Source organism: Streptomyces cadmiisoli (assembly GCF_003261055.1).
GTDB classification, from domain to species: Bacteria; Actinomycetota; Actinomycetes; order Streptomycetales; family Streptomycetaceae; genus Streptomyces; species Streptomyces cadmiisoli.
Genome location: NZ_CP030073.1, coordinates 1,339,920 through 1,362,376, shown reverse-complemented (window position 1 = coordinate 1,362,376; position 22,457 = coordinate 1,339,920). Strand labels below are relative to the sequence as shown.

At 71.7% G+C, this 22,457-nt stretch carries 21 protein-coding genes; 11 read left to right on the top strand and 10 right to left on the bottom strand.

Annotated elements, in window-relative coordinates; genetic code table 11:
• Positions 1 to 16: 16 nt before the first annotated feature.
• Positions 17 to 913 carry an arginase family protein gene (locus DN051_RS05575; protein WP_112438137.1) on the bottom strand — a complete coding sequence of 299 codons (897 nt, stop codon included), beginning with the start codon at positions 911 to 913 and terminating at the stop codon, positions 17 to 19.
• 77 nt (positions 914 to 990) lie between these two features.
• Positions 991 to 1,734 carry a class I SAM-dependent methyltransferase gene (locus DN051_RS05570; RefSeq protein ID WP_112438136.1) on the bottom strand — a complete coding sequence of 248 codons (744 nt, stop codon included), beginning with the start codon at positions 1,732 to 1,734 and terminating at the stop codon, positions 991 to 993.
• A gap of 96 nt (positions 1,735 to 1,830) precedes the next feature.
• Between DN051_RS05570 and DN051_RS05565 the strand changes: the two genes are divergently transcribed.
• On the top strand, positions 1,831 to 2,286 hold the full coding sequence (locus DN051_RS05565) for a flavodoxin family protein (protein ID WP_053757000.1): 456 nt from the start codon (positions 1,831 to 1,833) through the stop codon (positions 2,284 to 2,286).
• Positions 2,287 to 2,323: 37 nt separating this feature from the next.
• Here DN051_RS05565 and DN051_RS05560 read toward each other — a convergent pair whose 3' ends face one another.
• The 3 genes from DN051_RS05560 to DN051_RS05550 all read right to left on the bottom strand — a co-directional run bounded on the left by DN051_RS05560 (position 2,324) and on the right by DN051_RS05550 (position 6,158).
• Positions 2,324 to 3,382 carry a hypothetical protein gene (locus tag DN051_RS05560; RefSeq protein WP_112438135.1) on the bottom strand — a complete coding sequence of 353 codons (1,059 nt, stop codon included), beginning with the start codon at positions 3,380 to 3,382 and terminating at the stop codon, positions 2,324 to 2,326.
• Positions 3,383 to 3,798: 416 nt separating this feature from the next.
• Complete coding sequence (locus DN051_RS05555) at positions 3,799 to 4,512, bottom strand: response regulator (protein WP_053756104.1); 714 nt, start codon at positions 4,510 to 4,512, stop codon at positions 3,799 to 3,801.
• The gene (locus DN051_RS05550; RefSeq protein WP_112438134.1) at positions 4,509 to 6,158 is read right to left on the bottom strand and encodes a sensor histidine kinase; all 1,650 of its coding nucleotides are present in this window, start codon (positions 6,156 to 6,158) and stop codon (positions 4,509 to 4,511) included. The genes DN051_RS05555 and DN051_RS05550 overlap by 4 nt, the downstream gene beginning before the upstream one ends.
• 234 nt (positions 6,159 to 6,392) lie before the next feature.
• On the opposite strand from DN051_RS05550, the gene DN051_RS05545 reads away from it, so the two are divergent.
• From DN051_RS05545 to DN051_RS05535, 3 genes are read left to right on the top strand one after another with little or no spacing between them, the layout of a single operon-like run.
• Complete coding sequence (locus tag DN051_RS05545; RefSeq protein ID WP_053756105.1) at positions 6,393 to 7,376, top strand: Bug family tripartite tricarboxylate transporter substrate binding protein; 984 nt, start codon at positions 6,393 to 6,395, stop codon at positions 7,374 to 7,376.
• Positions 7,373 to 7,912, top strand: coding sequence for a tripartite tricarboxylate transporter TctB family protein (locus tag DN051_RS05540; protein ID WP_112438133.1), 540 nt, complete (start codon positions 7,373 to 7,375; stop codon positions 7,910 to 7,912). The genes DN051_RS05545 and DN051_RS05540 overlap by 4 nt, the downstream gene beginning before the upstream one ends.
• A gap of 1 nt (position 7,913) precedes the next feature.
• Positions 7,914 to 9,404, top strand: a complete 1,491-nt coding sequence (locus tag DN051_RS05535; protein ID WP_112438132.1) for a tripartite tricarboxylate transporter permease — start codon at positions 7,914 to 7,916, stop codon at positions 9,402 to 9,404.
• A gap of 248 nt (positions 9,405 to 9,652) precedes the next feature.
• Here the strand turns inward: DN051_RS05535 and DN051_RS05530 are convergent, their stop codons facing one another.
• The 3 genes from DN051_RS05530 to DN051_RS05520 form a co-directional block, all read right to left on the bottom strand.
• Positions 9,653 to 10,345 (bottom strand): GAF and ANTAR domain-containing protein, encoded by a 693-nt coding sequence (locus DN051_RS05530; RefSeq protein ID WP_053756277.1) that lies wholly within the window; start codon positions 10,343 to 10,345, stop codon positions 9,653 to 9,655.
• 219 nt (positions 10,346 to 10,564) lie between these two features.
• On the bottom strand, positions 10,565 to 11,818 hold the full coding sequence (locus DN051_RS05525) for a PP2C family protein-serine/threonine phosphatase (RefSeq protein WP_112438131.1): 1,254 nt from the start codon (positions 11,816 to 11,818) through the stop codon (positions 10,565 to 10,567).
• Positions 11,815 to 13,395, bottom strand: coding sequence for a sensor histidine kinase (locus DN051_RS05520; protein WP_053756109.1), 1,581 nt, complete (start codon positions 13,393 to 13,395; stop codon positions 11,815 to 11,817). Before DN051_RS05520 ends, DN051_RS05525 begins: the two co-directional genes overlap by 4 nt.
• A gap of 198 nt (positions 13,396 to 13,593) precedes the next feature.
• Here DN051_RS05520 and DN051_RS05515 point away from each other — a divergent pair, with 198 nt between their 5' ends.
• The 3 genes from DN051_RS05515 to DN051_RS05505 all read left to right on the top strand — a co-directional run bounded on the left by DN051_RS05515 (position 13,594) and on the right by DN051_RS05505 (position 15,668).
• A complete protein-coding gene (locus DN051_RS05515) occupies positions 13,594 to 14,028 on the top strand; it encodes a response regulator (RefSeq protein WP_053756110.1) in 435 nt (144 codons plus the stop codon).
• Positions 14,029 to 14,102: 74 nt separating this feature from the next.
• Positions 14,103 to 15,179 carry an NAD(P)H-dependent amine dehydrogenase family protein gene (locus DN051_RS05510; protein WP_112438130.1) on the top strand — a complete coding sequence of 359 codons (1,077 nt, stop codon included), beginning with the start codon at positions 14,103 to 14,105 and terminating at the stop codon, positions 15,177 to 15,179.
• 63 nt (positions 15,180 to 15,242) lie between these two features.
• Positions 15,243 to 15,668, top strand: a complete 426-nt coding sequence (locus tag DN051_RS05505) for a carboxymuconolactone decarboxylase family protein (protein WP_425471807.1) — start codon at positions 15,243 to 15,245, stop codon at positions 15,666 to 15,668.
• A gap of 72 nt (positions 15,669 to 15,740) precedes the next feature.
• Here the strand turns inward: DN051_RS05505 and DN051_RS05500 are convergent, their stop codons facing one another.
• Positions 15,741 to 17,384, bottom strand: a complete 1,644-nt coding sequence (locus DN051_RS05500) for a GMC oxidoreductase (RefSeq protein WP_112438129.1) — start codon at positions 17,382 to 17,384, stop codon at positions 15,741 to 15,743.
• A gap of 306 nt (positions 17,385 to 17,690) precedes the next feature.
• Here DN051_RS05500 and DN051_RS05495 point away from each other — a divergent pair, with 306 nt between their 5' ends.
• Positions 17,691 to 18,911, top strand: coding sequence for an alginate lyase family protein (locus DN051_RS05495; RefSeq protein ID WP_053756112.1), 1,221 nt, complete (start codon positions 17,691 to 17,693; stop codon positions 18,909 to 18,911).
• 87 nt (positions 18,912 to 18,998) lie between these two features.
• Here DN051_RS05495 and DN051_RS05490 read toward each other — a convergent pair whose 3' ends face one another.
• The gene (locus tag DN051_RS05490; protein ID WP_112438128.1) at positions 18,999 to 19,736 is read right to left on the bottom strand and encodes a carbonic anhydrase; all 738 of its coding nucleotides are present in this window, start codon (positions 19,734 to 19,736) and stop codon (positions 18,999 to 19,001) included.
• A gap of 268 nt (positions 19,737 to 20,004) precedes the next feature.
• Here DN051_RS05490 and DN051_RS05485 point away from each other — a divergent pair, with 268 nt between their 5' ends.
• The 3 genes from DN051_RS05485 to DN051_RS05475 are packed head-to-tail and all read left to right on the top strand — an operon-like array spanning position 20,005 to position 22,407.
• Complete coding sequence (locus DN051_RS05485; RefSeq protein ID WP_112438127.1) at positions 20,005 to 20,325, top strand: small secreted hydrophilic protein; 321 nt, start codon at positions 20,005 to 20,007, stop codon at positions 20,323 to 20,325.
• Positions 20,326 to 20,383: 58 nt separating this feature from the next.
• The gene (locus DN051_RS05480) at positions 20,384 to 21,748 is read left to right on the top strand and encodes a sensor histidine kinase (RefSeq protein WP_053756281.1); all 1,365 of its coding nucleotides are present in this window, start codon (positions 20,384 to 20,386) and stop codon (positions 21,746 to 21,748) included.
• On the top strand, positions 21,745 to 22,407 hold the full coding sequence (locus tag DN051_RS05475; RefSeq protein ID WP_112438126.1) for a response regulator transcription factor: 663 nt from the start codon (positions 21,745 to 21,747) through the stop codon (positions 22,405 to 22,407). The genes DN051_RS05480 and DN051_RS05475 overlap by 4 nt, the downstream gene beginning before the upstream one ends.
• The last annotated feature ends 50 nt before the right edge of the window (positions 22,408 to 22,457 follow it).

Here is a 22,457-nt window from a genome sequence, read left to right as displayed (position 1 = left end):
CCCGGCAGGGTCGGCCTCAGGCGACCTCGGAGGTGAGCGCCGACAACCCCCGGTTCAGGCACCGGACCAGCGCGGACGCGATGCTTCCGTCGGGATCCAGGCGGGGGTTGAAGATCGTGACGTCGAATCCGGTGACCCGGTCCCCGGTCAGTGCGACGCGCAGCATCCGCTCCAGCTCCGCCCAGCTCAGCCCGCCCGGCGCGCGGTAGTCGACGGCGGGCATGACCGCGTCGTCCAGCACGTCGACGTCCAGGTGCACCCAGTACCCGCCGGGCGCGCCGGCCAGCCGGTCGACCGCCCGGCGGGCCGCGCGGCCGGCACCCATCGCTCGTACGCCGTCCAGATCGAGGGTGTACAGCTCCGGCGGCAGCGGCTGCATCCCGGCCCGGGCGGACTCGGCCGTGTCCCGGAAGCCCAGAGCGGCCACGTCCTCGTCCCGCACCAGGGGCCCGCGCCCTTCGAGATCGGTGAGCGGCCGCGGGCCGCGGCCCGTGACCAGGGCGAGCTCCATCGAGGCCGCCTCACCCGTCGGCTCCGCGGAGGGCTGGTAGAAGTCGGTGTGGCCGTCGAGGAACAGCAGGCCGTGGCGTCCGCGGCGGGCCAGGGCGAGGAGGTTGCCCAGCAGAATGCTGCAGTCGCCGCCGAGGACGACCGGGAAACGGCCGGAGTCCAGGACGTCACCGACGGCGTCGGCGAGCCGCACCGAGTACCGCGCGAGCGCGTCGGAGTTGAGGACGCCGGTGACCGGGTCCCGCCTCGGGTCGTAGGCCGGCGGCTCGACCCGGGCGGCTCGTGCCACCGGCGGGTCGGCCCGGAGCAGTCCGGCCGCCGACAGGGCGGCCGGCAGGTCCTGGACGCCGGACGGCCGCAGTCCCAGCACGGACGGCGCCTCGATGATCGCCGGTTCCCGCACGTCACAGCCCTTTCGCCGACCCGTGCGACTCCTGCCACCATCGTCGCGCGGAACGCGGGCCCGCGCCCGGCCGACGGTCAGTCGGCGCCCGTACCGTCGCCATCGTCCCCGTCGTCCGCACCGTACTCATCGGTTGCGCCGCGCCGGCAGTACAGGAACAACTGGGGCTCCGGCACCGCGTCGGCGCGCGCCGGGGTGAAGAGGGTCTCCTCCTGCCGCAGCACCGTCAGACCCGCCTCGCGCACCAGGGCCGTGAAGGCGTCCGCCGCGAAGCTGGTCACCCGCACCGGCTGCCCCATGAAGACACCCTCGACGCCGTCCAGGTCGAGGGGAACCGTGGCGATGACCGCGTGGCCGCCCGGACGCAGCGCGAGGGCCAGCCGGCGGACCAGCGCGGCCTGCTCGTCGCGGGACATCTGAAGCAGCGAGAAGTACACGCACACCGCGTCGAACGACGCCTCCGTGAGCGGCTCCTCGCGGATGTCGACGCACCGGAACGTCGCGTCGGGCACCTGCCGGGCCGCGAGGTCGACCATCACGGGGGAGACATCGACCCCGAGCACGTCGTGACCCGCGGCGGCGAGGGTCCGGGCCGTGGGCCGGCCCGTCCCGCTGCCGACGTCCAGCACCCGGGCGCGCGGCTCCAGACGGTGGAGCAGCCAGTCGAGGGACGCCCGGTGGGACTCGGATCCCGCGAACGCCTCCTCGTACGCCACCCCGATCGCGTCGAACACCGCTGCGGCGCTCGGCCGCTGGTCGCCCTCGGTCACGGTGCCGCCCTTCGTCGCGGGTGCGCCGGATCCGGTTCCGGCGGTCGGCATCGTCGCATCCGGCACCGGCGGTGACAACGGGGCCGGGGCCGCGCCGGGCCCCGTCCCGGCTTGCGGCCGTGCCGGGCGTCACGGCAGGGTTCGGGCGTGGCCACCTTGCTGATCGTGCATCACACGCCGTCGCCCAACTGCCAGGCGATGCTGGAGGCAGTCGTCTCCGGGGCGACGACACCGGAGATCGACGGGGTCCGCGTCGAACGGCGCGCCGCGTTGTCCGCCACGGCGTCCGACGTGCTCGCCGCCGACGGATACCTGCTGGGCACGCCGGCGAACCTCGGGTACATGTCCGGTGCCCTCAAGCACTTCTTCGACCAGGTCTACTACCCCTGTCTCGACGAGACGCGGGGCAGGCCCTTCGGCTACTACGTGCACGGCGGCAGCGACGTCACGGGAGCGGTGCGCGGTATCGAGGCGATCACGACCGGCCTGGGCTGGCGGCGTGCCGCGGAGGCGGTGACCGTGACGGGCGAGCCGGATCGCAAGAGCGTCGAGGCGTGCTGGGAGCTGGGGGCGACGGTGGCCGCCGGCCTCATGGAGGGGTGACGCTCGGCGGTCCGCCCGACGCCCCGGCCCGCCCGGATCAGTCCGCGACCCGGCCCACCTCGGCCATCGGCCGCGGTGCCGGGTGCCGGAGCGCCATCTGCATCATCAACAGCAGCAGCAGGGCCGCCAGCGACGCCAGTGACGCGCACACCGAGGTCAGGCCCGCGCTCCAGTGCGGGGCCACCGTGATGTCCAGCGCACGGGTCAGTCCGGACGAACGGATCCTGTTCTCCAGCAGTTCGGCCCCCGCCAGCGCCGCAGGCAGCAGCATCCCCGCACCCAGCGTGGTCACGCTGCTGCGCAGCACCAGCACGACGGCCAGCAGCACGCAGAGGCCGGACGCGCCGAGAGCGGCCGCGTAGACGGTGAGGGGGGCGCCCTCGCGATGCAGCGGGAAGTGGGCGGCACCGCACACGACGAGGGTCGCCGCGGCGAGCCAACTCGGCCAGAAGACGGGCTTCCTGGGCAGGGCCGGGGGCTGTTCGCGGCGCACGCGGAGGGTGCGCCGCCGCCGTCCGGCGGGGGGAACCTCGGAGCCGGCCTGGTACAGCGCTTCGGACCCGGGCGCCGGTGCGGCGGACGGGTCCGCCTCCGCGAGGGCCGTGGACCCGGTCGGCCGCGCCGTCCGGATCCGGCGCGGGTGCAGGCGCTGCTCCAGGGCCAGTTGCCCGATGAGTTCCATGAGCTCCTCGACCGGCCGGACGGTGGCGGCCGCCCGTACCGCTTCCTGACCGCAGTGCGGTTGCAGCGGGGTCCGGTGCAGCAGCTCCATCAGACGTGTGACGTCCTCGACGCACCGGCCCTCGATGGCCGCGCGGATGGTCTCGTCCGCGCTGTCGGCGCCGCGCGGCGGCCGGGTCAGCTCGGCGACCAGCAGGGCGACGTCGTCGACCGGGCGGTTGACCGCCACGGCCCTCAGCACGGCGGCCACCGTCTGGGCGTGCTCGGGCGACTCCTCCATCAGCGTGACGAGGCGGACGACTTCGTCCAGCGGCCTGTCGCTGACGGCGGCGTGGATGAGGTCGAAGGCCGGGTCGCCCCACACATCGCCGTCCTCGCTCTCCTCGGGCTGCGGCGCGGGGGGAGCAGGGGGCATGGAGGGAATGGGGGGCACGGAGGGAGCCGTGCCGGCGGCCGGTGCTGGTGGCGGTGCGGGGGGCGGCGGCGGGGCCGTGGGGGGCGGGGGAGCCGCGCCGTCGGCCGGTGCCGTGGGGCGGGCGGACGCCGGGTCCGGCCGGGGGCCCGTACCGGCGGGGCAGGCCGGGCCGCCACCCGGGACGATGCCGGGCAACGGCTCGGCCACGGGTATCGCCTCGGTGAAGGCTATGGCGGGCTGATTCGACTGTGCGGGTGAGGAGCGGGAATTCATCCTGGTCTCCATGGCAGTGGTGCGGTCGCCCCCGCGCTTGGGCCGGACGCGACACGCGTTCTACCGTCCCATTCGTAAGGCCACCCCCCGTGCCCCGCCACCCGGACGCGGCGACCGCGTGACCCCGGTCCGGAGCCGCGCCGTCAGGCCCGCCAGCCGTACCGCCGCTCCGGCCGCCCGGCCGCCCCGTAGCGCAGCGACACCTCGGCGTTGCCGGTCGTGTGGAAGTACTCCAGGTACCGGCGGGCGCTCACCCGGGAGACGCCCGTCAGGGTGGCGCACTCGGTGGCGGACAGGGTGCCGTCGGCGCCGCGCAGGGCGCGTTCGACCAACTCGGCGGTCTCCACGCTCATCCCCTTCGGCAGTGCCGCACCCGCCGTCGCCGGTGTGGACGCCCCGGCCAGCACACGGTCCACATCGGCCTGACCGCGTACGACGGTGGCCAGCAGCCGGCCGCGCTGGGCGGCGTAGCGCTCCAGCCGGGCCCGCAGGTCCTCGAACTCGAAGGGCTTGAGGAGGTAGTCGACGACACCGTGGCGTACGGCGCCGCGCACCGCGTCCGTCTCGCGGGCCGCGCTGATCACCATGACGTCGCAGTCGTGGCCCGCGGTGCGCAGCCGCGGAATGACGTCGAGGCCGAAGACGTCCGGCAGATACAGGTCGAGCAGCACCAGGTCCGGCCGCAGCCGGTCCACGGCCTCGACGGCCTGTCCGCCGCTGCTGGCGACGCCGACGACCCGGAACGCGGGCACCCGTTCGACGAAGGCGCGGTGGACCCTGGCCACCATGAAGTCGTCGTCGACGACCAGTACGTCGATGGCGTCCGCCGCGCCCGTGGTGTCCGTCGTACCGGTCATCGGCCTGCTCCTTCCGCCACCGCGTCGGCGAGGTGGCTGACGGTCATGCGAGCGGTGAACAGGGCACCGTCCGGGGTGTTCGTCACCGAGATCTCGCCCCCGTGCCGCTCGCAGACCAGCCGCGTCAGGGCGAGACCGATACCGCGCTCGCCCTTCCGGGCGGCCTTGGTGGTGAAACCGTGCGAGAACACCTCCCGCGCCAGGTCGGGGGCCACGCCGGGGCCGGAGTCACGGACCGCGATCTCGACGGTGGCCGCGTCCTGCCGCAGCTCGACCTCGACCCAGGCACCGCCGTCGACCGGTTCGCCCGCGGCGGCCGCGTCCACGGCGTTGTCGACGAGGTTGCCGACGACGGTCGCCACGTCGGCGGCGTCCTCGGGGGTCAGCCGGTCGAGCGCGGTGTCGTCCGAGATGCGCAGCCGGACCCTGCGTTCGGCGGCCTGGGAGGACTTGGCCATCAGCAGCGCGGCCACGGCCGTGTCACGCACACGACGGCTCAGCGTGACGTCCAGCGACTGGCGGCGCCGGTGCAGCGCGCGGATGTAGCGCACCACCTCCTCCTGCTCGCCGATCTGGATCAGCCCCGAGATGGTGTGCAACTGGTTGGCGAACTCGTGCGCCTGCGCCCGCAGCAGCTCCGAGGAACTGCGGAACGAGCCGATCTCCCGCTCCAGCCGCGCCAGTTCGGTGCGGTCCCGCAGGGTGGTGACCGAGCCGAGGAGCCGGCCGTCCTTGACGACCGTCATCCGGTTCATGACCAGGATCCGGTCGTCGCGGATCACGACCTCGTCGCGCTCCTCGGCCGGCCCCTCCCGGTCGCCGGTCAGCACGTCCCGCAGCCGTCCCTCGATCCCGAGGTCGGCCAGGTTCCGGCCGACGCAGTCCGCGGGCAGCGCCAGCAGGCGCCGGCCCATCTCGTTCACCAGGGTGAGCCGGTGCTGCGGGTCCAGGGCGACGACGCCCTCCGCGATCCCGTACAGCAGCGCCTCACGGTGCTCGGCCAGACCGGCGATCTCTCGCGGCTCCAGACCGAGGGTCTGCCGCTTGACCCGGCGGGCCAGCAGCAGCGAACCGGCCAGGCCCAGACCGCTGGCGATGCCGAGATAGGCGAGCAGGTAGGACGAGGCGCCGCTCAGGCGCTGCCACATCGTCGGCGAGGCCGCACCGATCATCACCGTGCCCAGTCGCCGGCCCAGATTGTCCCGGCCCGCCCCGATCACCGGCACCTGGGCCACCAGTTCCAGGGTGCCGTCCAGCGTCAGCTCCCCGGACCAGCCGCGCCCCGCGGCGGCGCCCTCGCCCAGCGGCAGTGCGTCACCGATGACCGTCGGGTCGGTGGAGGAGACGATCCGGCCTTCCGCGTCGGCGACGGTCACCGAGGTCACCCCCGACTGCGACTGCGTGGAGTTCACCAACGGCGCCAGCGCTTCGCGGGGCAGCGGCGCCACGAGCTGGCTGCGCACCAGGGGGTTGGCGGCCACCTGCTCGGCCAGAGCGCTCACCCGGCGGCCCTCGACCCGGTCGAAGGTCGCCTCCGACTGGGCGAGCGAGACCGCCGCGACCGCCAGCAGCACCATCACGACGATGGCGAGCTGGAGCACCAGCATCTCGCCCGCGAGGGTCTGGCGACGGAAGGAGGCGACCACGAGGACTCAATCTGTGACCGAGGGGGCTGACGCGCGGATCGCCCCATCATGGCCTCGGTCCGGGCCCGGGAGAAGAGATCGGTCGGCGCATCGTTCGCTGACACAAAGACCACAACCTCCGTTGGTTCCGGAAAGGAGACACACCGCCGGGCCGCGGGCACGATGTGGCCCACCTCACCCTGCCCGCAGGGCCCTCCCGAAACCGCATCCACAGACCGACAGGTGGTGGCACACGTGCGCCTGCGCACCCCCCTCGCCCTGCTCGGGGCCGCCGTGCTCCTGCTCCTGGGGCCGCCTCTGCTGAGCACCGGCAGCGGCACCGCGACCGGCACGCAGATCCCGGGCCTGCGTTTCATGGTCCCCAACACGCCGGGCGGCGGCTACGACATCACGGCCCGTACGGCGGCGAAGAACGCCGAGGACGCCGGACTCACCCCCGATGTCGAGGTGTTCAACCTGCCGGGCGCCGGCGGCACCGTCGGTCTGACCCGCCTGGTGAGCGAACACGGCAACGGCAAGCTCGCGATGTCGATGGGACTCGGCGTGGTCGGCGCCGTACGCTCCAACGACGCGCCGAAGACGCTCGCCGACACCACACCGATCGCCCGGCTCACCGAGGAGCAGGACGTCGTCGTGGTCGCCAAGGACTCCCCGTACCGCTCGATCGGTCAACTCGTCGACGCCTGGAAGGCCGACCCCGGCAAGCTGCCCGTCGGCGGGGGATCCTCACCGGGCGGCCCCGACCACCTCGCGCCGATGCTGATGGCGCGGGCCGCCGGCATCGCCCCGAAGCAGGTCAACTACGTGCCCTTCGACGGCGGCGGCGAACTGCTCGCCTCGATCCTCGGCAACAAGGTCGCCTTCGGCGTCTCCGGCGTCGGCGAGTACCTGGACCAGATCAAGGCGGGTGAGCTGCGGCTGCTCGCGGTCACCGGGCCCGAGCGCGTCGACGGCCTCGACGCGCCCACGCTCCGGGAGGCGGGCTACGACGTGAACTTCACCAACTGGCGCGGCATCGTCGCACCACCCGGCCTGTCCGACATCGAACGCGACAAACTCGTGCGCCTCTTCGAGGAACTCCACGACTCCCCGCAGTGGCGGGCCTCCCTCGAGCAGAACGGCTGGGACGACGCCTTCCTCACGGGCGAGGAGTTCGGCGACTACCTGGAGGCCCAGGACAAGCGCGTGACCTCCGTGCTGAAGGAGCTGGGACTGTGACCGAGCAGACCACCGACACCCGTCCGGCGGCCCCGACGCCCCGCCGTTCCTGGCTGCGCGACCACTCCGAACTGGGCGTGTGCGTCCTGCTGCTGGCGCTCGGTGTGCTCGTGCTGACCGACGCGCTGACCATGGACGTCGACATCGGCCGGCGCGGCCCCGTCGGGCCGAGGACCGTGCCGGTCGTGGTCAGCTGCGGGCTGCTGCTCGTGGCCGCGCTGCTCGCCGTGGACGTGCTGCGCGGCGGCCGCGGCCAGGCCGAGACCGGGGAGGACGTCGACCTTTCCGAACCCGCCGACTGGCGCACCGTGCTGCTGCTCGCCGGGGTGTTCCTGGGCGCCGCCGTGCTGATCGAACCGCTCGGCTTCCCCCTCGCGGGTGCCCTGCTCTTCTGGGGAGCCGCCTTCGCGCTCGGCAGCCGGCGCACGGACCGCGATCCGCTCGTCGCGGCCGTCCTGTCCCTGATCACCTACGCCGTGTTCAACAACCTGCTCGGAGTGCCGCTGCCCGGCGGCCCGCTGATGGGAGCGCTGTGAGATGAACGCCCTCGACTCCCTGCTGGACGGCTTCGGTACGGCACTGACCCCGATCAATCTGCTGTGGGCCGCGCTCGGCGTGCTGCTCGGCACCGCGATCGGCGTCCTGCCCGGCATCGGCCCGGCCATGGCGGTGGCGCTGCTGCTGCCCGTGACGTACGGACTGGATCCCGTCGGGGCCTTCATCATGTTCGCCAGCATCTACTACGGCGCCATGTTCGGCGGTTCCACGACCTCGATCCTGCTCAACACCCCCGGTGAGAGCGCCGCGGTGGTCGCCGCCATGGAGGGCAACCCGATGGCCAAGTCCGGCCGCGGGGCGCAGGCACTGGCCGCCGCCGCCATCGGCCACTTCGCCGGCGGCATGATCGGCACGATCCTGCTGGTCGCGCTCGCCCCGACGGTCGCCGAACTCGCCGTGGACATCGGCGCGCCGGACTACTTCGCCATCATGGTCCTCGCGTTCATCGCGGTGACCTCCGTGCTCGGCTCGTCCCGTATCCGCGGTATGGCCTCACTGCTGATCGGCCTCACCGTCGGTCTGGTCGGCCTCGACCAGATGACCGGTCAGCAGCGGCTCACCTTCGGATCGCTGCAACTCGCGGACGGCATCGACGTGGTGATCGTCGCGGTCGGTCTGTTCGCGATCGGCGAGGCCCTGTGGGTCGCCGCCCATCTGCGGCGCGCGCCCGCCGAGCCCATCCCGGTCGGCCGCCCCTGGCTGGGCCGCGGCGACCTGCGCCGGACCTGGAAGTCCTGGCTGCGCGGCCCGTTCATCGGCTTCCCCTTCGGCGCCGTCCCGGCGGGCGGCGCGGAGATCCCCACCTTCCTGTCGTACGTCACCGAGAAGCGGCTGTCCAAGCACCGGGACGAGTGGGGCAAGGGCGCGATCGAGGGCGTCGCCGGACCGGAGTCCGCGGCGTCGGCCTCGGCGGCGGGCACCCTGGTGTCGATGCTCACCCTGGGCCTGCCCACGACGGCGGTCGCGGCGGTCATGCTGGCGGCGTTCCAGCAGTACGGCATCCAGCCCGGTCCCCTGCTGTTCGAACGCGAACCGGAACTCGTCTGGGGCCTGATCGCGTCCCTGTTCATCGGCATGGTGCTGCTGCTCGCCCTCAACCTGCCGCTCGCGCCGCTGTGGGCCAAGCTGCTGCGCATCCCGCGGCCCTACCTCTACGCGGGGATCCTCTTCTTCGCGGCGGTCGGTGCCTACGCCGTAGGCGGCGAGGTCGTCGACCTGGTGATCCTGCTGGTCATCGGTCTGATCGGGTTCGGGATGCGCCGCTACGGCCTGCCCGTGCTGCCCGCCGTCATCGGGGTGATCCTCGGCCCCAACGCGGAACAGCAGCTCCGCCGTGCCCTTCAGATCAGCGACGGCAGCGTCGTCGGGCTGGTCGACACGCCGTTCGCGGTGACCGTGTACGCGGTGATCGCCGTGCTGCTGGCGTGGCCGCTGCTGAGGCGCCTCGTACGCCGTCCGGGTGTGTCCTGAGACGGGCCGGGGCCGCGCCGCCGATCGCGGCCCCGGCCGCGACCAGGGCTGCCCGGCGCGCCGTGCCGGCCTCGGACCCTCCGGAACCGATCGCCGGGCGTGACGGGGCGTGGCGTCCTGTGACGGGACGCGTGGGGCGGTGCCGTGGCTCCTGGTCCGAACCACGACACCTGACAAAGCCGATTCCGCGGCACCGGCTCCGTGTCCTTCCCAGGTACCCCGGATGGACGGTCGTTGATCGGCCGCGGTCAGTTTTCCCGGCGGGCCTTGGTACGGATGGACTGGGCCACGTCGCGCAGCTTGAGATTGTGGGTCTGGGAGATGCGGCGCAGCACGTCGAAGGCCGCGTCCTCGCTGAGATGGTGGCGTTCGCGCAGGATGCCCATGGCCTCACCGATGGCGTGCCGGGTGTCCAGGGCGTGCTCCAGCTGGTCCACGGTCCGGGCACTGGCCAGGGCGACGGCGGCATGGGAGGCGAGCAGCCAGCCGGCGGTCTCGCTCTCCGGGCCGAACGCTCCGGGGCGCGAGGAGTAGAAGTTCAGGGCGCCGAAGTCGTCATCCTGGGTGTACAGGAGGAAGCCCATCATGCTGCCGACGCCCAGGTCGCGGGCCGCGGGCGCGAAACGCTCGAAGTCCGGCTGCGGCTCGGTCATGTCGGGGATGCGGAACATCCGCTCCCCGTCTGTGCGCCGGGCGGCGTCGAAGCAGGGACCCTCACCGAGTTCGCCCTGCAGCCGGTCGGACTCCTCGACCATGTCCCCGCACGCGGCGAGCGTGACCGCGCGGCCCTTGCGCAGGGCCAGCACACCCGCGGCCTGGCAGCCGTCGATCAGCTCGACCGCCTTCGACGCGATCTCGTCGAGCGTGTCCTGAGCGGAGTCCTGTGCCAGCAGATGCCGGGCGAGCTCGGCCATCTGTTCGGCGAAATCACGCCACTCCATCGTGCTCATCGTCCCGCTCCTCGCACCCTCGCCGCGGAAGGAGGCCGAAGGTCGATCAGGATGCGCCGTCGGGTCCGGCCACCGAAGACCCTCTCCGCGCTCACCGGCCGGAACGTCGGCCCGCGCTCCGCCCGGCTGCTCACAGTCGCAGCCTACCGCCCGGTCACCTTCCCGCCCCGGTCGGACGGCCACCGCGACCCGGCACCGGCGGCAGGCCGGTCAGTGTCTGCCGACGCGCCGGTCCGCCTGGTGGGGGACGGTCCGCTCGCCGTGGCCCATTGGGCGGGGACGGGAGCCGGACAGGGCCGTCCAGTCCAGCCGCAGGATGGCCAGATCGTCGGTGTGACGCTCCGCGTTCAGCGCCCGGACCCGGCCGATCAGCCGATCGAGGTGCTTGCCCGGATCCACCTCCCGCGTCTCGTCGAGTATGTGCAGCAGCCCCTCGACGCCGAGACGTGCCCCGGCACTGCCCGTGTACCCCTCGATGAGACCGTCGGTGTACGCGATCAGCGTCCCGTTCGGCGGGAGCGGCACGGTCGTGGCCGGCCAGTCGCCGAGGCCCGGCACGATGCCGAGCGCGATGCCGTGCGCGGCGTCGAGCACGTCGGTGCCGGCGCCGCCGACCAGCAGCGGTTCGTGATGGCCCACGAGATGCAGGGTCACCGTCGCCGCGTGCGGGTCGAGGACGATCAGGGTGCAGGTGGTGAACAGGTCGCTGCCGGTGCGCTCCGCGATGTGGATCTGCTCCAGCAGGTGCAGCAGATGGTGTCCGCGGTGCCCGCCGAGCGTCAGTGCGCGCCAGGCGATCCGCAGACAGACCCCGAGCGCCGCGGCGGCCGGGCCGTGACCGCTGACGTCGCCGATGATCGCGTGCACCTGCCCGTCGTCGGTCTGGACGACGTCCAGGAAGTCACCGCCGAGCAGGGCCTGCTCACGGCCCGGCAGATAGCGGCTGGTGACCGTCACGGAGTCCGAGGTCAGCAGCGGCGTCGGCAGCAGCCCGCGCTCCAGCCGCGCGTTCTCCTGTGCCCGCAGCCGGCCGACCTGCAACGCCGCGTTGGCCCGTTCGGCCTGCTTGCGCTGGACGGCGTAGCGCACGGCCCGTTGCAGCAGGTCGGGTTCGACCTTCCCCTTGACGAGGTAGTCCTGGGCGCCGGCGGCCAGCGCGTCCACCCCGGCCGAGGACTCCGCCAGCCCGGTGAGCACGATGACCGCGGCGTGGGTGCCGGTGCGCTGGATCGCCTCGACCGTGCCCAGACCGGAGGCGTCCGGCAGATGCAGGTCGAGCAGCACGCAGTCGAAGTGGTGTGCCGCCAGCCGGCCGCGCGCCTCGTCTAGCGTGCGGCACCGCACCAGGGTGTGCGGAAGGTCGGTGTCGAACAGCAGCTCCTCGACCAGCAGCGCGTCGCCGTCGTCGTCCTCGACGAGCGCGACGTGGTAGTGCTGTGCCTGCCCGGCGGCTGACTCTGTCACGTATGTGCCTCTCGCGCGCCGTCCGCCGCGGCGGAATGCTCAACGGGAAGGGTGAACACGACACGGGTACCGGCCGTGTACCGAGGGTCGATCCGAATGGTCCCGCCGTGGAACTCCACGACCTTCTTGCACATGGCCAGGCCGATTCCGGTGCCCGGGTAGGCGTCCCTGGTGTGCAGTCGCTGGAAGATGACGAAGACCTTCTCCTGGAACTCCGGTTCGATCCCGATGCCGTTGTCGGTGACCGCGAACTCCCACAGATCCTCGTCCCTGCGGACCGTGACCCCTATCCTCGGGGACCTGTCGGTGCGGCGGAACTTGACGGAGTTCGACAGCAGGTTCTGCCAGAGCATGCCCAGCTGCGTCGCGTCACCGACCACCGAGGGCAGCGGATCGCGGGTGATCTCGGCACCGCTCTCGTCCACGACCACGCTGAGGTTGTCCAGCACGCGGCCGACGACCGCCTCCAGTTCCACCTCCGCGTGGTCGTTGTGGACCCGGCCGACCCGCGAGAAGGCGAGCAGGTCGTTGATGAGGACCTGCATGCGGTTGGCGCCGTCGACGGCGAACGCGATGTACTGGTCGGCCCGCTCGTCCAGTTGTCCGCCGTAGCGGCGTTGCAGCAGCTGGGTGAAGCTGGACACCTTCCGCAGCGGCTCCTGGAGGTCGTGGGAGGCGACGTACGCGAACTGCTCCAGTTCGGCGTTGGAGCGCTTGAGGTCGGCTGCCTGCTCGTCGAGCAGCCGCCGGGACCGCTCGCTGAACTCCAGTTCCTTCAGCAGACGTCCGCGCATCGACTCCACGTCGGAGCCCAACTGCCGCAGGTCGGCCGGGCCGGTGATGGCGATGGGCTGCTCGAAGCGGCCGCCGGCCACCTCCCGCGCGGTCTGCCCGAGCAGCCCGAGCGGACCGGTGATGCCGCGTCGCAGTGCCTCGAAGACCAGCGTGGCGACGAGCGCGATGAACAGGGCGATCCCGGCGAAGGTCCAGTTGCGCAGCGTCGTCGCCCGACGCAGCTCCTGCGCGGCGTCGGCCCGCTCCTGCGCGAGGTACGTCTGCTGCCGGTCCATCGCCCGGCGCAGTCCGTCGAAGGTGCTCTTCGCCTCCTGCGCGCGGGAGTCCGCCAGCGACACCACCCGGTCCGCAGGGGCGTTCGCCAGCGGCGCCGCGAAGCGTTCGTGCCAGCGGTCCGCGAGGCGTCGTACGGCGGCCAGTTCGGCGCGGCCCCGCGTATCGTCCTGAAGCAGTGCGTCGAGGCGGTTCAGCGCCGCCTTCTCGTCGGTCACACCCTGCGCGTAGGGCTCGAGGAAGTCGCGCCGGCCGGACAGGCCGTATCCGCGCACCCCGGTCTCCTGGTTGACCAGCGCCGCCTCCAGCCGTACCGCGTGCGTCAACGCGGGGGAGCGGCGCTCCACGAGCTGGTCCGTCAGCTGGGTGGTGCGGGTCATCGCCCACACCCCCAGGGAGCCGAGCACGGTGAGGACGGACAGGGTGAGGGCGACGCTCACCCGCAGCCAGCGGCGGGTGGTCCAGCCGGAGATCCCGCCCGCTCGGCCCGACGGCCGCTCGCTCCTCACGGTCTGCGTGGCTCCTTCACCTGTTGTCGCGCCATGTGGCGGCCCCTTAGGGTAATGGCATGTTCGCCTCCCACTTCTCTTTGCCCATAAACGAAGGGGACATGAGTCAGGGGGAGACGACCGACGTCGTGGTCGTGGCGGTGCCCCCACGTTGACACCCGTCCCGCCGCCCCTCACGCCCCTCCGGAGTTCACTGTCATGGTTGCCTCAGCCACCACCCGCCCCCACGACGTGCTGCTGGTCGAGGACGACATCGCCGACGCGATGCTGATCCAGGACGCCCTCGCCGATCGCGGCGCCCGCAACCTCACCCAGGTCGCCGACGGTATCGAGGCCCTGGAGTACCTCCGCGACCCGGCGAACCCTCGCCCCGACCTGATCGTCCTCGATCTGAACATGCCCCGTATGAACGGCCGTGAGTTCCTGGCCGTCGTCAAGGAGGACGCCGAACTGCGCACCATCCCCGTGGTGGTGCTGACCACCTCGTCGGCGCCGGACGACGTGTCCGGGGCGTACCGCCACCACGCGAACGCCTATGTGACCAAGCCGGTCAACCTGGAGGAGTTCGAGGAGGCGGTCCGCAGCATCGACACGTTCTACCTGGACGTCGCCGTCAAGCCGCCGCGGGCGTAGCACGATCCGGCGCCCGGAAAGAATCTCCCTGCACGGCTCTGGGAACCTTTGCGCCCCCTCGTTACCCTCCGCCCATGATTTCCACGGTTGTGTGGGGTACGGGCAATGTGGGACGCGCGGCCATCCGCGCGGTGGACGCGCATCCGGCACTGGCCCTTGCCGCCGTGCTGGTGGCCGACGGCGCCAAGGTCGGCCGTGACGCGGGCGAACTGGCCGGACTGGAGCGCCGTCTCGGGGTGGCCGCGACCGACGATGTGGCGTCGGTGCTGGCCGCGGGGCCGCGCGCGGTGGTGTACGCGGCGTCGGGGGAACTGCGTCCCGATGACGCGCTGGCGGACATCGGGCGCGCGATGCGGGCCGGCGCGGTGGTCGTGTCCCCGTCGGTGTACGGGCTGTACGACGTGCGCAACGCGCCGCCCGAGATCAGGGATCCGCTGCTGGAGGCCGTTTCGGCCGGCGGCGGTTCGCTGTTCGTGTCCGGGGTCGATCCCGGCTGGGCGAACGACACGCTGCCGCTGCTGGTCAGCGGACTGGGCTCGCGCATCGACGTGGTGCGTTGCCAGGAGATCTTCGACTACTCCACCTACGAACAGGAGGACTCCGTCCGCGATCTGGTCGGTATGGGCCGGCCGATGGACCACCAGCCCCTGATGCTCGTGGAGGGCGTGCCGACGATGGTGTGGGGCGGGCAGATCCGCATGATGGCGCGGGCCCTGGGCGTGGAGGTCGACGAGATCCGCGAGACGCTCCAGCGCCGGGCGCTCGAGACCACCGTCACCACGGCGACGATGGGGGAGTTCGAGGCGGGCACCCAGGGCGCGGTCCGCTTCGAGGTGCAGGGGATGGTCGACGGCCGGGCCCGCATCGTCATCGAGCACGTCACGCGCATCCACCCGTCCTGCGCGCCGGACTGGCCCGCGCCGCCGGACGGCGGCGCCGGCGCGCACCGCGTGATCATCGAGGGGCGTCCCCGTATCGAGGTCACCGTGGAGGCGACCGACGAGGGCGGGAACCGCTCGGCGGGCGGCAACGCCACCGCGGTCGGCCGGCTGGTGAACGCCATCGACTGGCTGGCGGAGGCCAAGCCCGGACTCTACGACGCGCTCGACGTCCCGCTGCGCCCCGCGGCCGGCCGACTGGGAAGGACCTGACCGGTGACCCTGCGCATCGACATCCCCGACGGAGCGGACCCGATCCCCTATGTGTGGGGCGAGATGGTCCCGGAGATAGGCATGGCTGCCTCGAACTTCTCCCTGGCCGTCTACGCCCACACGAGCCTCGGCCTGCGCGAGTTCGAGGCCGCCCGGCTGCGCATCGCGCAGATCAACGGCTGCGTCTTCTGTCTGGACTGGCGTACCGAGCGCGACGGGCAGAAGGTCGAGGAGGGCTTCGCCGAAGCCGTCGCCGACTGGCGCACCACGGACGTCTTCGACGACCGGACCCGGCTCGCCGCCGAGTACGCCGAGCGCTACGCGGTGGACCACCACCGGCTGGAAGAGGAGTTCTGGGGCCGGATGACGGCGTGTTTCAGCCAGGCGGAGATCGTGGAGCTGAGCATGAGCATCGGGTCGTGGCTGGCGTTCGGACGGCTCAACCACGTTCTGGGTCTCGACAGCGTGTGCGTGCTGCCCCGGGGGTGAGGCGGTTCGGGGTGAGACGGGCCGGGGCCGTCGGCCCCGGCCCGCCCCGGGCCGGACGATCACACGGGCGCGTCACAGATCAGCGGCGATGATCTCCTCGATGTTCCGTTCGGCGAGAGCCGTGATGGTGACGAAGGGGTTGACGCTCGCGTTGCCGGGGATCAGTGCGCCGTCGACGACATAGAGGCCGGAATGACCGTGCAGGCGGCCGTAGTTGTCCGTCGCCCGGTCGAGCACCGCCCCACCGAGGGGGTGGTACGTCAGATGGTCGCCCCAGATCTTGTACGCGCCGAAGAGATCGGTGCGGTAGATCGTCCCCTCCTTGGCGTTGATCCGGTCGAATATGGACTTCGCCATGTCGATCGAGGGCTGTTTCCAGGACGTCTGCCAGTTCAGTTCCACTTTTCCGGTCGCCGCGTTCCAGGAGAACTGGGCGCGATGCGGGTTCTTGGTGATCGACAGATAGAACGAGGCGAACGTCTCGATTCCCGTGGGCAGCGGCGCCACCTCGGCGAAGGCGCCGCCCGCGGCCCAGTTGTCGATTCCCGCGGTGGGAATGGAGGACTGCAGTGCTCCCGTCGGATCCCACAGGTGGTTGGCGCGCCCGCACATGACGTTGCCGTTCTCGCCCCAGCCCTTGCCGACCTCGCCGTTGAGGCCCGGCAGCGCGCCGGTCGCCTTGAGCCGGACCAGCAGCTTGCTGGTCCCGACGCTGCCCGCGGCGAAGAACACCCGGTCCGCGGTCACGGTCTTCGTCGCCGTGACGGCGCCGCCGGTGTCGAGTTGCTCGATGCCGACGAGGTAGCCCCCGGCGCTCGCGGGAGTGACCGTCGTGACCCGGTGCAGCGGTGAGACGGTGACCCTGCCGGTGGCGTTCGCCTGTGCGAGGTAGGTCTTCTGGAGGGTCTTCTTCCCGTAGTTGTTGCCGTAGAGGATCTCCGCGGCCAGGGCGGACTTGGGGACCGTGCCGGCGGCCTCCTGCTTCATGTAGTCCCAGTCGTAGACGTCCGGTACGAACACGAAGGGGAAGCCGGAGCGTTCCGCGTGCTTCCGTCCGACGCGGGCGTACTGGTAGCAGGCCGCGGTCTCGAACCAGGCCGGGTCGATGGTGCTGACGCCGAGGGCGGCGTTGGCGCGCGGGTAGTACACGTCGTACATCTCGTCGGGGTCGACCGAGGGCAGCACCGCCCCGAAGTTCTCCCTTCTGGGCGTGACGGCCATACCGCCGTTGACCAGTGAGCCGCCGCCGACGCCGCGGCCCTGGTAGACGATGATCCCGCCCATCTCCTCGGCGTCCAGGATTCCGGTGTAGCGGGGCACGTCCTTGTCGAGCGGGAAGCCCAGGAAGTTGCTCAAGGGCTGTTTGGTGCGGGTGCGCAGCCAGAAGGACCGGTAGTCGGGCTTGGTCGTGTTGGCGAAGATCTTTCCGTCCGTACCCGGGGTGTCCCAGGCCATTCCCATTTCGACGATGTGCACGTCGACGCCCGCCTGAGCGAGCCTCAGGGCGGCCACCGAGCCGCCGTATCCACTGCCGATGACCAAGGCGGGAACGCGGGCACCCGGCTCGATCACAGCGCTGTCGCGTTGTGCCGCCGCCCAGGCGGAAGTTGCACTGCTGCCGATCACAGCAGCTCCGAGAATAGAACTCGTTCCAGCAATGAATTGGCGGCGGGAGCTCCCTCTGTCGGGGCGTCTGGTCTGGAGGTCAGCGCTCATGCAGCACTCCTCTGTCTCGACGAATCGAAACGGGTTCTACTGTTATTTGCCTACTAAGTCACGACATACTCAGAGGTAACTTCCTGGTATTCCGTAATAAATCGCCGCGCAGGAATCGACTCCGGAAACTGCCGGCCCGGGCGCCCCGCCCGCCCCGTACGTCGTCGCTCGGCGAAGGCGTCTCCCGATCCGGCAGGGGCGAACTCCCGCGCCACCCCTTGACGGTGGACTGGTCTGTACCTATGGTCTCGGCCAGCGCGCGTGTTCAGACCCCCACCTGTCGTTCACATACAAGAACGGACGCCGATGTCACACGCCCCCGCAAGACGCCCTCGTCGTTCCCGGCTCACCCTTCTCGCCGGGGGAGCCGCCGCCACCGCCGCCCTCGTCGCGGGACTGCTCACCGGACCCGCCGCGCCCCGTGCCGACGCCGCCCCGGCCACCTTCGTCCACCCAGGAGTGACCGTCTCCCAGGGCCAGTTGGACTTCGCGCGGAGCAAGGTCAACTCCGGCGCCCAGCCCTGGAAGCTCGCCTTCGACCGCATGATGGCGAGCAAGTACGCCGATCTGAACCGCACGCCCAGACCCCGCGCGGTCGTCGAGTGCGGCTCGTACTCCAACCCCAACTACGGCTGCACCGACGAGCGCGAGGACGCGATCGCCGCGTACACCCACGCCCTCGCCTGGTACATCACCCGGGACGACCGGCACGCCAGGAAGGCCATCGAGCTGATGGACGCCTGGTCGGCCGTGATCCGTGACCACACCAACAGCAACGCACCGCTGCAGACCGGCTGGGCGGGCTCCAGCTGGCCGAAGGCCGCCGAGATCATCAAGTACACGTACACCGGCACCTGGGCCAATTCCGGCCGCTTCGCCACCATGCTCCGCGACGTCTACCTGCCCGAGATCATCAACGGCTCCAACTCCAACGGGAACTGGGAGTTGTCGATGATGGAGGCCGCCCTCGGCATCTCCGTCTTCCTGGAGGACAGGACGTCGTACGACAAGGCCATGGCGAAGTTCCGCACCCGCGCGGCCGCCTTCGTCTACCTCGAATCGGACGGGGCCCTGCCGAAGACCGTCCCCAGCCAGAACCTCAACACCCGCGAGAAGATAGTCAACTACTGGCAGGGGCAGTCCACCTTCGTCACCGGCCTCACCCAGGAGACCTGCCGCGACCTGACCCACACGGGATACGGCATCTCCGCGATCGCGCACGTCGCCGAGACCAGCCGCATCCAGGGCCAGGACCTCTACGGCACCGACGTGGGCGAGCGGCTGCGCCACGCGCTCGGCTTCCAGGCCAAGTACGAGATGGGCACCGCCGTGCCGAGCTGGCTGTGCGGGGGCTCCCTGCACCTCGGGCTCGGACCCGTGACCGAGGTCGGCTACAACGCGCTGCACAACCGCCTGGGGCACGCCATGACCAACACCCAGGCGCTGACCGAGCGCAACCGCCCGTCCGGCACCAACAACCTCTTCGTCGCCTGGGAGACCCTGACGCACGGCGACAACCCGGCCTGACCCGTCGGCGCCGTCCCCCGGCGGCGCGCCGGCCGGACACGGGGACGGGGCACGCGGGTACGGTCCCGCGCGCCCCGTTTCGCGTGTTCAGCCGATGTGGTGCACCAGCTGGCTGTCGAGTTCGTAACGGGCACCGACGACGGCCAGCCGACCGGCGTTCACCTGGGCGGCGAGGTCGGGCTCCGCCGCGAGTTGCGAGCGGACGAGCCGTATGTTCGCGTCGATCGTCGCGTCGACGCGGGCGTCACCCTCCTGGCTGTGGTCGATGGCCGGTCGTATCCGGTCGGCCAGATATTGGATGTGGGCGGGCAGCGGCCGGCCGGACTCGTCGGCCTCGACCGCGGCACGCACGGCGCCGCACGACTGGTGTCCGAGCACCAGGATCAGCGGGACGGCGAGTTCGAGCACCCCGTACGCGATGCTGCCGAGCACGGCTTCGTCCAGGACCTCGCCGGCCGAGCGCACGGTGAGCAGGTCCCCGAGGCCCTGGTCGAGGACCAGCTCCGGAGGGACGCGTGAGTCGACGCAGCCGAGCACGATCGCGAACGGGTGCTGACCCGCCGTCAGCGCCTGCCGCACGGCGGGCGACTCGTGGGGGTGCCGCTGGTGGTGGGCCCGCCAACGGCGGTTGCCGGCGGCCAGTTCGCGCAGGGCCTCGGCGGGAGTGGTGGGACGCGGACGTGAGACCGACGGCGCGGCGGAGGCCGGGGAGGTGACGGCCAGGCCGACACCGAGGGCGGCCGCTCCGGTCACCGCGGTGCGCAGCAGCGCGCGGCGGGCCGGCGGGACCGCGGCGGATGTGTGGGGAGTGGAGTGAGAATTCACGAGGTAGAACGTATGCGCGAGCGCGCACCGTCAAGTTCACACTGCTGAATCGTGACCTGGCATGGTGAATTCATGGCCAGGGGTTGGCGCGTTCTTGGCGGACCGCGCGGGCGCGGGCTACTCGCGGAGCGCGCATAGGGTGGGCGGACGTGCGCAACGAAGAGGCGGAGGATCGTGGCGAATCGGCGGGGTGGTGCGGCCCGCAGATGAAGAAATCCTCATCCGGGGCTCATCCTGCCGCAGTGGTCCGGTGCGCAGGATCGATGCCATGGTCTTCTCTCGCCGGTTGGCGGCCCTCGCCGCGGTCGTGGTGATTCCCGTCGGTATCGCCGCGACCAGCTTCGCCCTCGCAGACAGCCCGAAAACCCCGGAGGTGCCCTCGCAGGTGGACCTGCCCAGTGGCTCCGCCACGCCCAGCCGTCCCGGGCCGACACCGAGCGACGAGGCCGTCCCCCGGCCCGGGGTGACCGACAACTCCTCGGACGACGACGATGACGACGACGACTCCGGCCGACCCGGCACGGACCGGCCGACCGGGGACGACCGCGCCGACGACGACGCAGCGGACGACGGAGCCGACGACGGCTGACGCACCCCGCCGGCGGATCTCCGCCCGCGTCCGCATCCTGCTGTGGCTGCTGCTCGTGATGGCGGTCGCGCTCGGCTCGGTCGCCACGACCACCCGCTCGATCCTGCTGCGGGACGCCCACCACCGGATCAACGGACTGCTGGCGCAGGAGGCGGGCGAGTTCACCAACTTCGTCGAGCGCGGCGTCGACCCGGCGACGGGCCGGCCCTTCGACGACCCCGCCCGGCTGCTGCGGGTCTTCCTGGAGCGGCAGTACGCCGACCGCGACGAGGAACTGATCGGCCTGGTCGGCCGGGCGGGCCGCGACCCCGCCCAGATCTTCCAGCCCCGGGACATCCCCGTGCGCGTCCCCCTCTACGAGGACGCCGACGCCCGGCGCCGCGTCTTCGAGTCGTCCGCCTCCACCGGGACCCTGCACCGGCCCTCGGGTGAGATCCGCTGGGCCAAAGTGGCCGTCTCCCGGCCCGGCGATGAACCGGACGCCGCCTTTGTCGTCGCCTTCCACCCCGAGCGCGAACAGCAGGGCGCCGACGCGGTGTTCCGCATCCTGCTCGCCATCTCCGGAGTCGCCCTGGTCCTGACCACCGGCGTCGGCTGGGTGGTCGCCGGACGGATCCTGAAGCCCGTACGCCTGGTGCGCACCGCCGCGGCACAGCTCACCGAGCAGGACCTCACCCGGCGCATCCCGGTGCGCGGCCGGGACGACGTGGCCGCGCTCGCCGAGACGTTCAACGCGATGCTCGACCGGCTGGAGCGTGCCTTCGCAGCCCAGCGCGAGTTCGTCGACGACGCCGGACACGAACTGCGCACCCCCATCACGATCGTGCGCGGGCACCTGGAACTCATGGGCGACGACCCGGCCGAGCGCGAGGAGACCGTGCGCCTGGTCACCGACGAACTGGACCGGATGAGCCGCATCGTGGAGGACCTGCTCCTCCTCGCCAAGGCCGAGCGCCCCGACTTCGTCACCCCCGAACCCGTCCAGCTCGCCGAACTGACCGCCGACGTCTACGTCAAGGCCCGCACCCTCGGCGACCGGGACTGGCACCTGGCCGAGGTGGCGGACCGGGAGGCCGTGCTGGACCCCCAGCGCATCACCCAGGCGATGGTGCAGCTCGCGCAGAACGCCGTGCAGCACACGGCGCCGGGCCAGACCATCCGCATCGGCTCGCGCTCCCACGCCGCCCAGGTGGAGCTCTACGTCGCCGACTCCGGCCCCGGCGTCCAGGCACAGGACACCGAGGTCATCTTCGAACGGTTCCGCCGCGGCACCGCACGCCGTGGCGCCCGCGGCTCCGGCGCGGGGCTCGGCTTGTCGATCGTCCGCGCCATCGCCGAGGCGCACGGCGGCCGCGTCCGCCTGCACGACACCGAAGGCGGCGGCGCCACCTTCGTACTCACCCTGGAAGAGGCACGCACGTGAACCGGATTCTCATCGTCGAGGACGAGGAGCGCATCGCCTCCTTCGTCGAGAAGGGCCTGCGCGCCAACGGCTTCACCACGACCGTGGTCGGCGACGGCGACTCGGCCTACGAGTACGCCCTCACGGGAGGTTTCGACCTGGTCGTCCTCGACATCGGCCTGCCCGGCCGGGACGGCTTCACGGTGCTGCGCGAACTGCGCGAGGCCCGGGTGACGGTTCCGGTGATCGTGCTGACCGCGCGGGACTGCGTACGCGACACCGTGGCCGGTCTGGAGGGCGGCGCCGACGACTGGATGACCAAGCCCTTCCGCTTCGAGGAACTGCTGGCACGGGTGCGGCTGAGGCTGCGCACGGCGGCCAGGGCTCCCGAGGTGACGGTGCTGCGGTCGGGCTCGCTCACCCTGGACCTGCGCACCCGGCGGGCCAGGGCGGGGGAGCGGACCGTCGACCTCACGGCCCGTGAGTTCGTCCTGCTGGAGCTGTTCCTGAGGCATCCGGGCCAGGTGCTGTCCCGCGAGCAGATCCTGTCCCATGTGTGGGGCTACGACTTCGACCCCGGGTCCAACATCGTGGACGTGTACGTGCGGTCGCTGCGCAAGAAGCTCGGCGCGCAGCAGGTGGAGACCGTCCGGGGCATGGGGTACCGGCTACCGGTGTGAGGCAGGGCCGTGCGTGAGGTTTCCTTCATCTGAGGCTCATAACGGGCTCA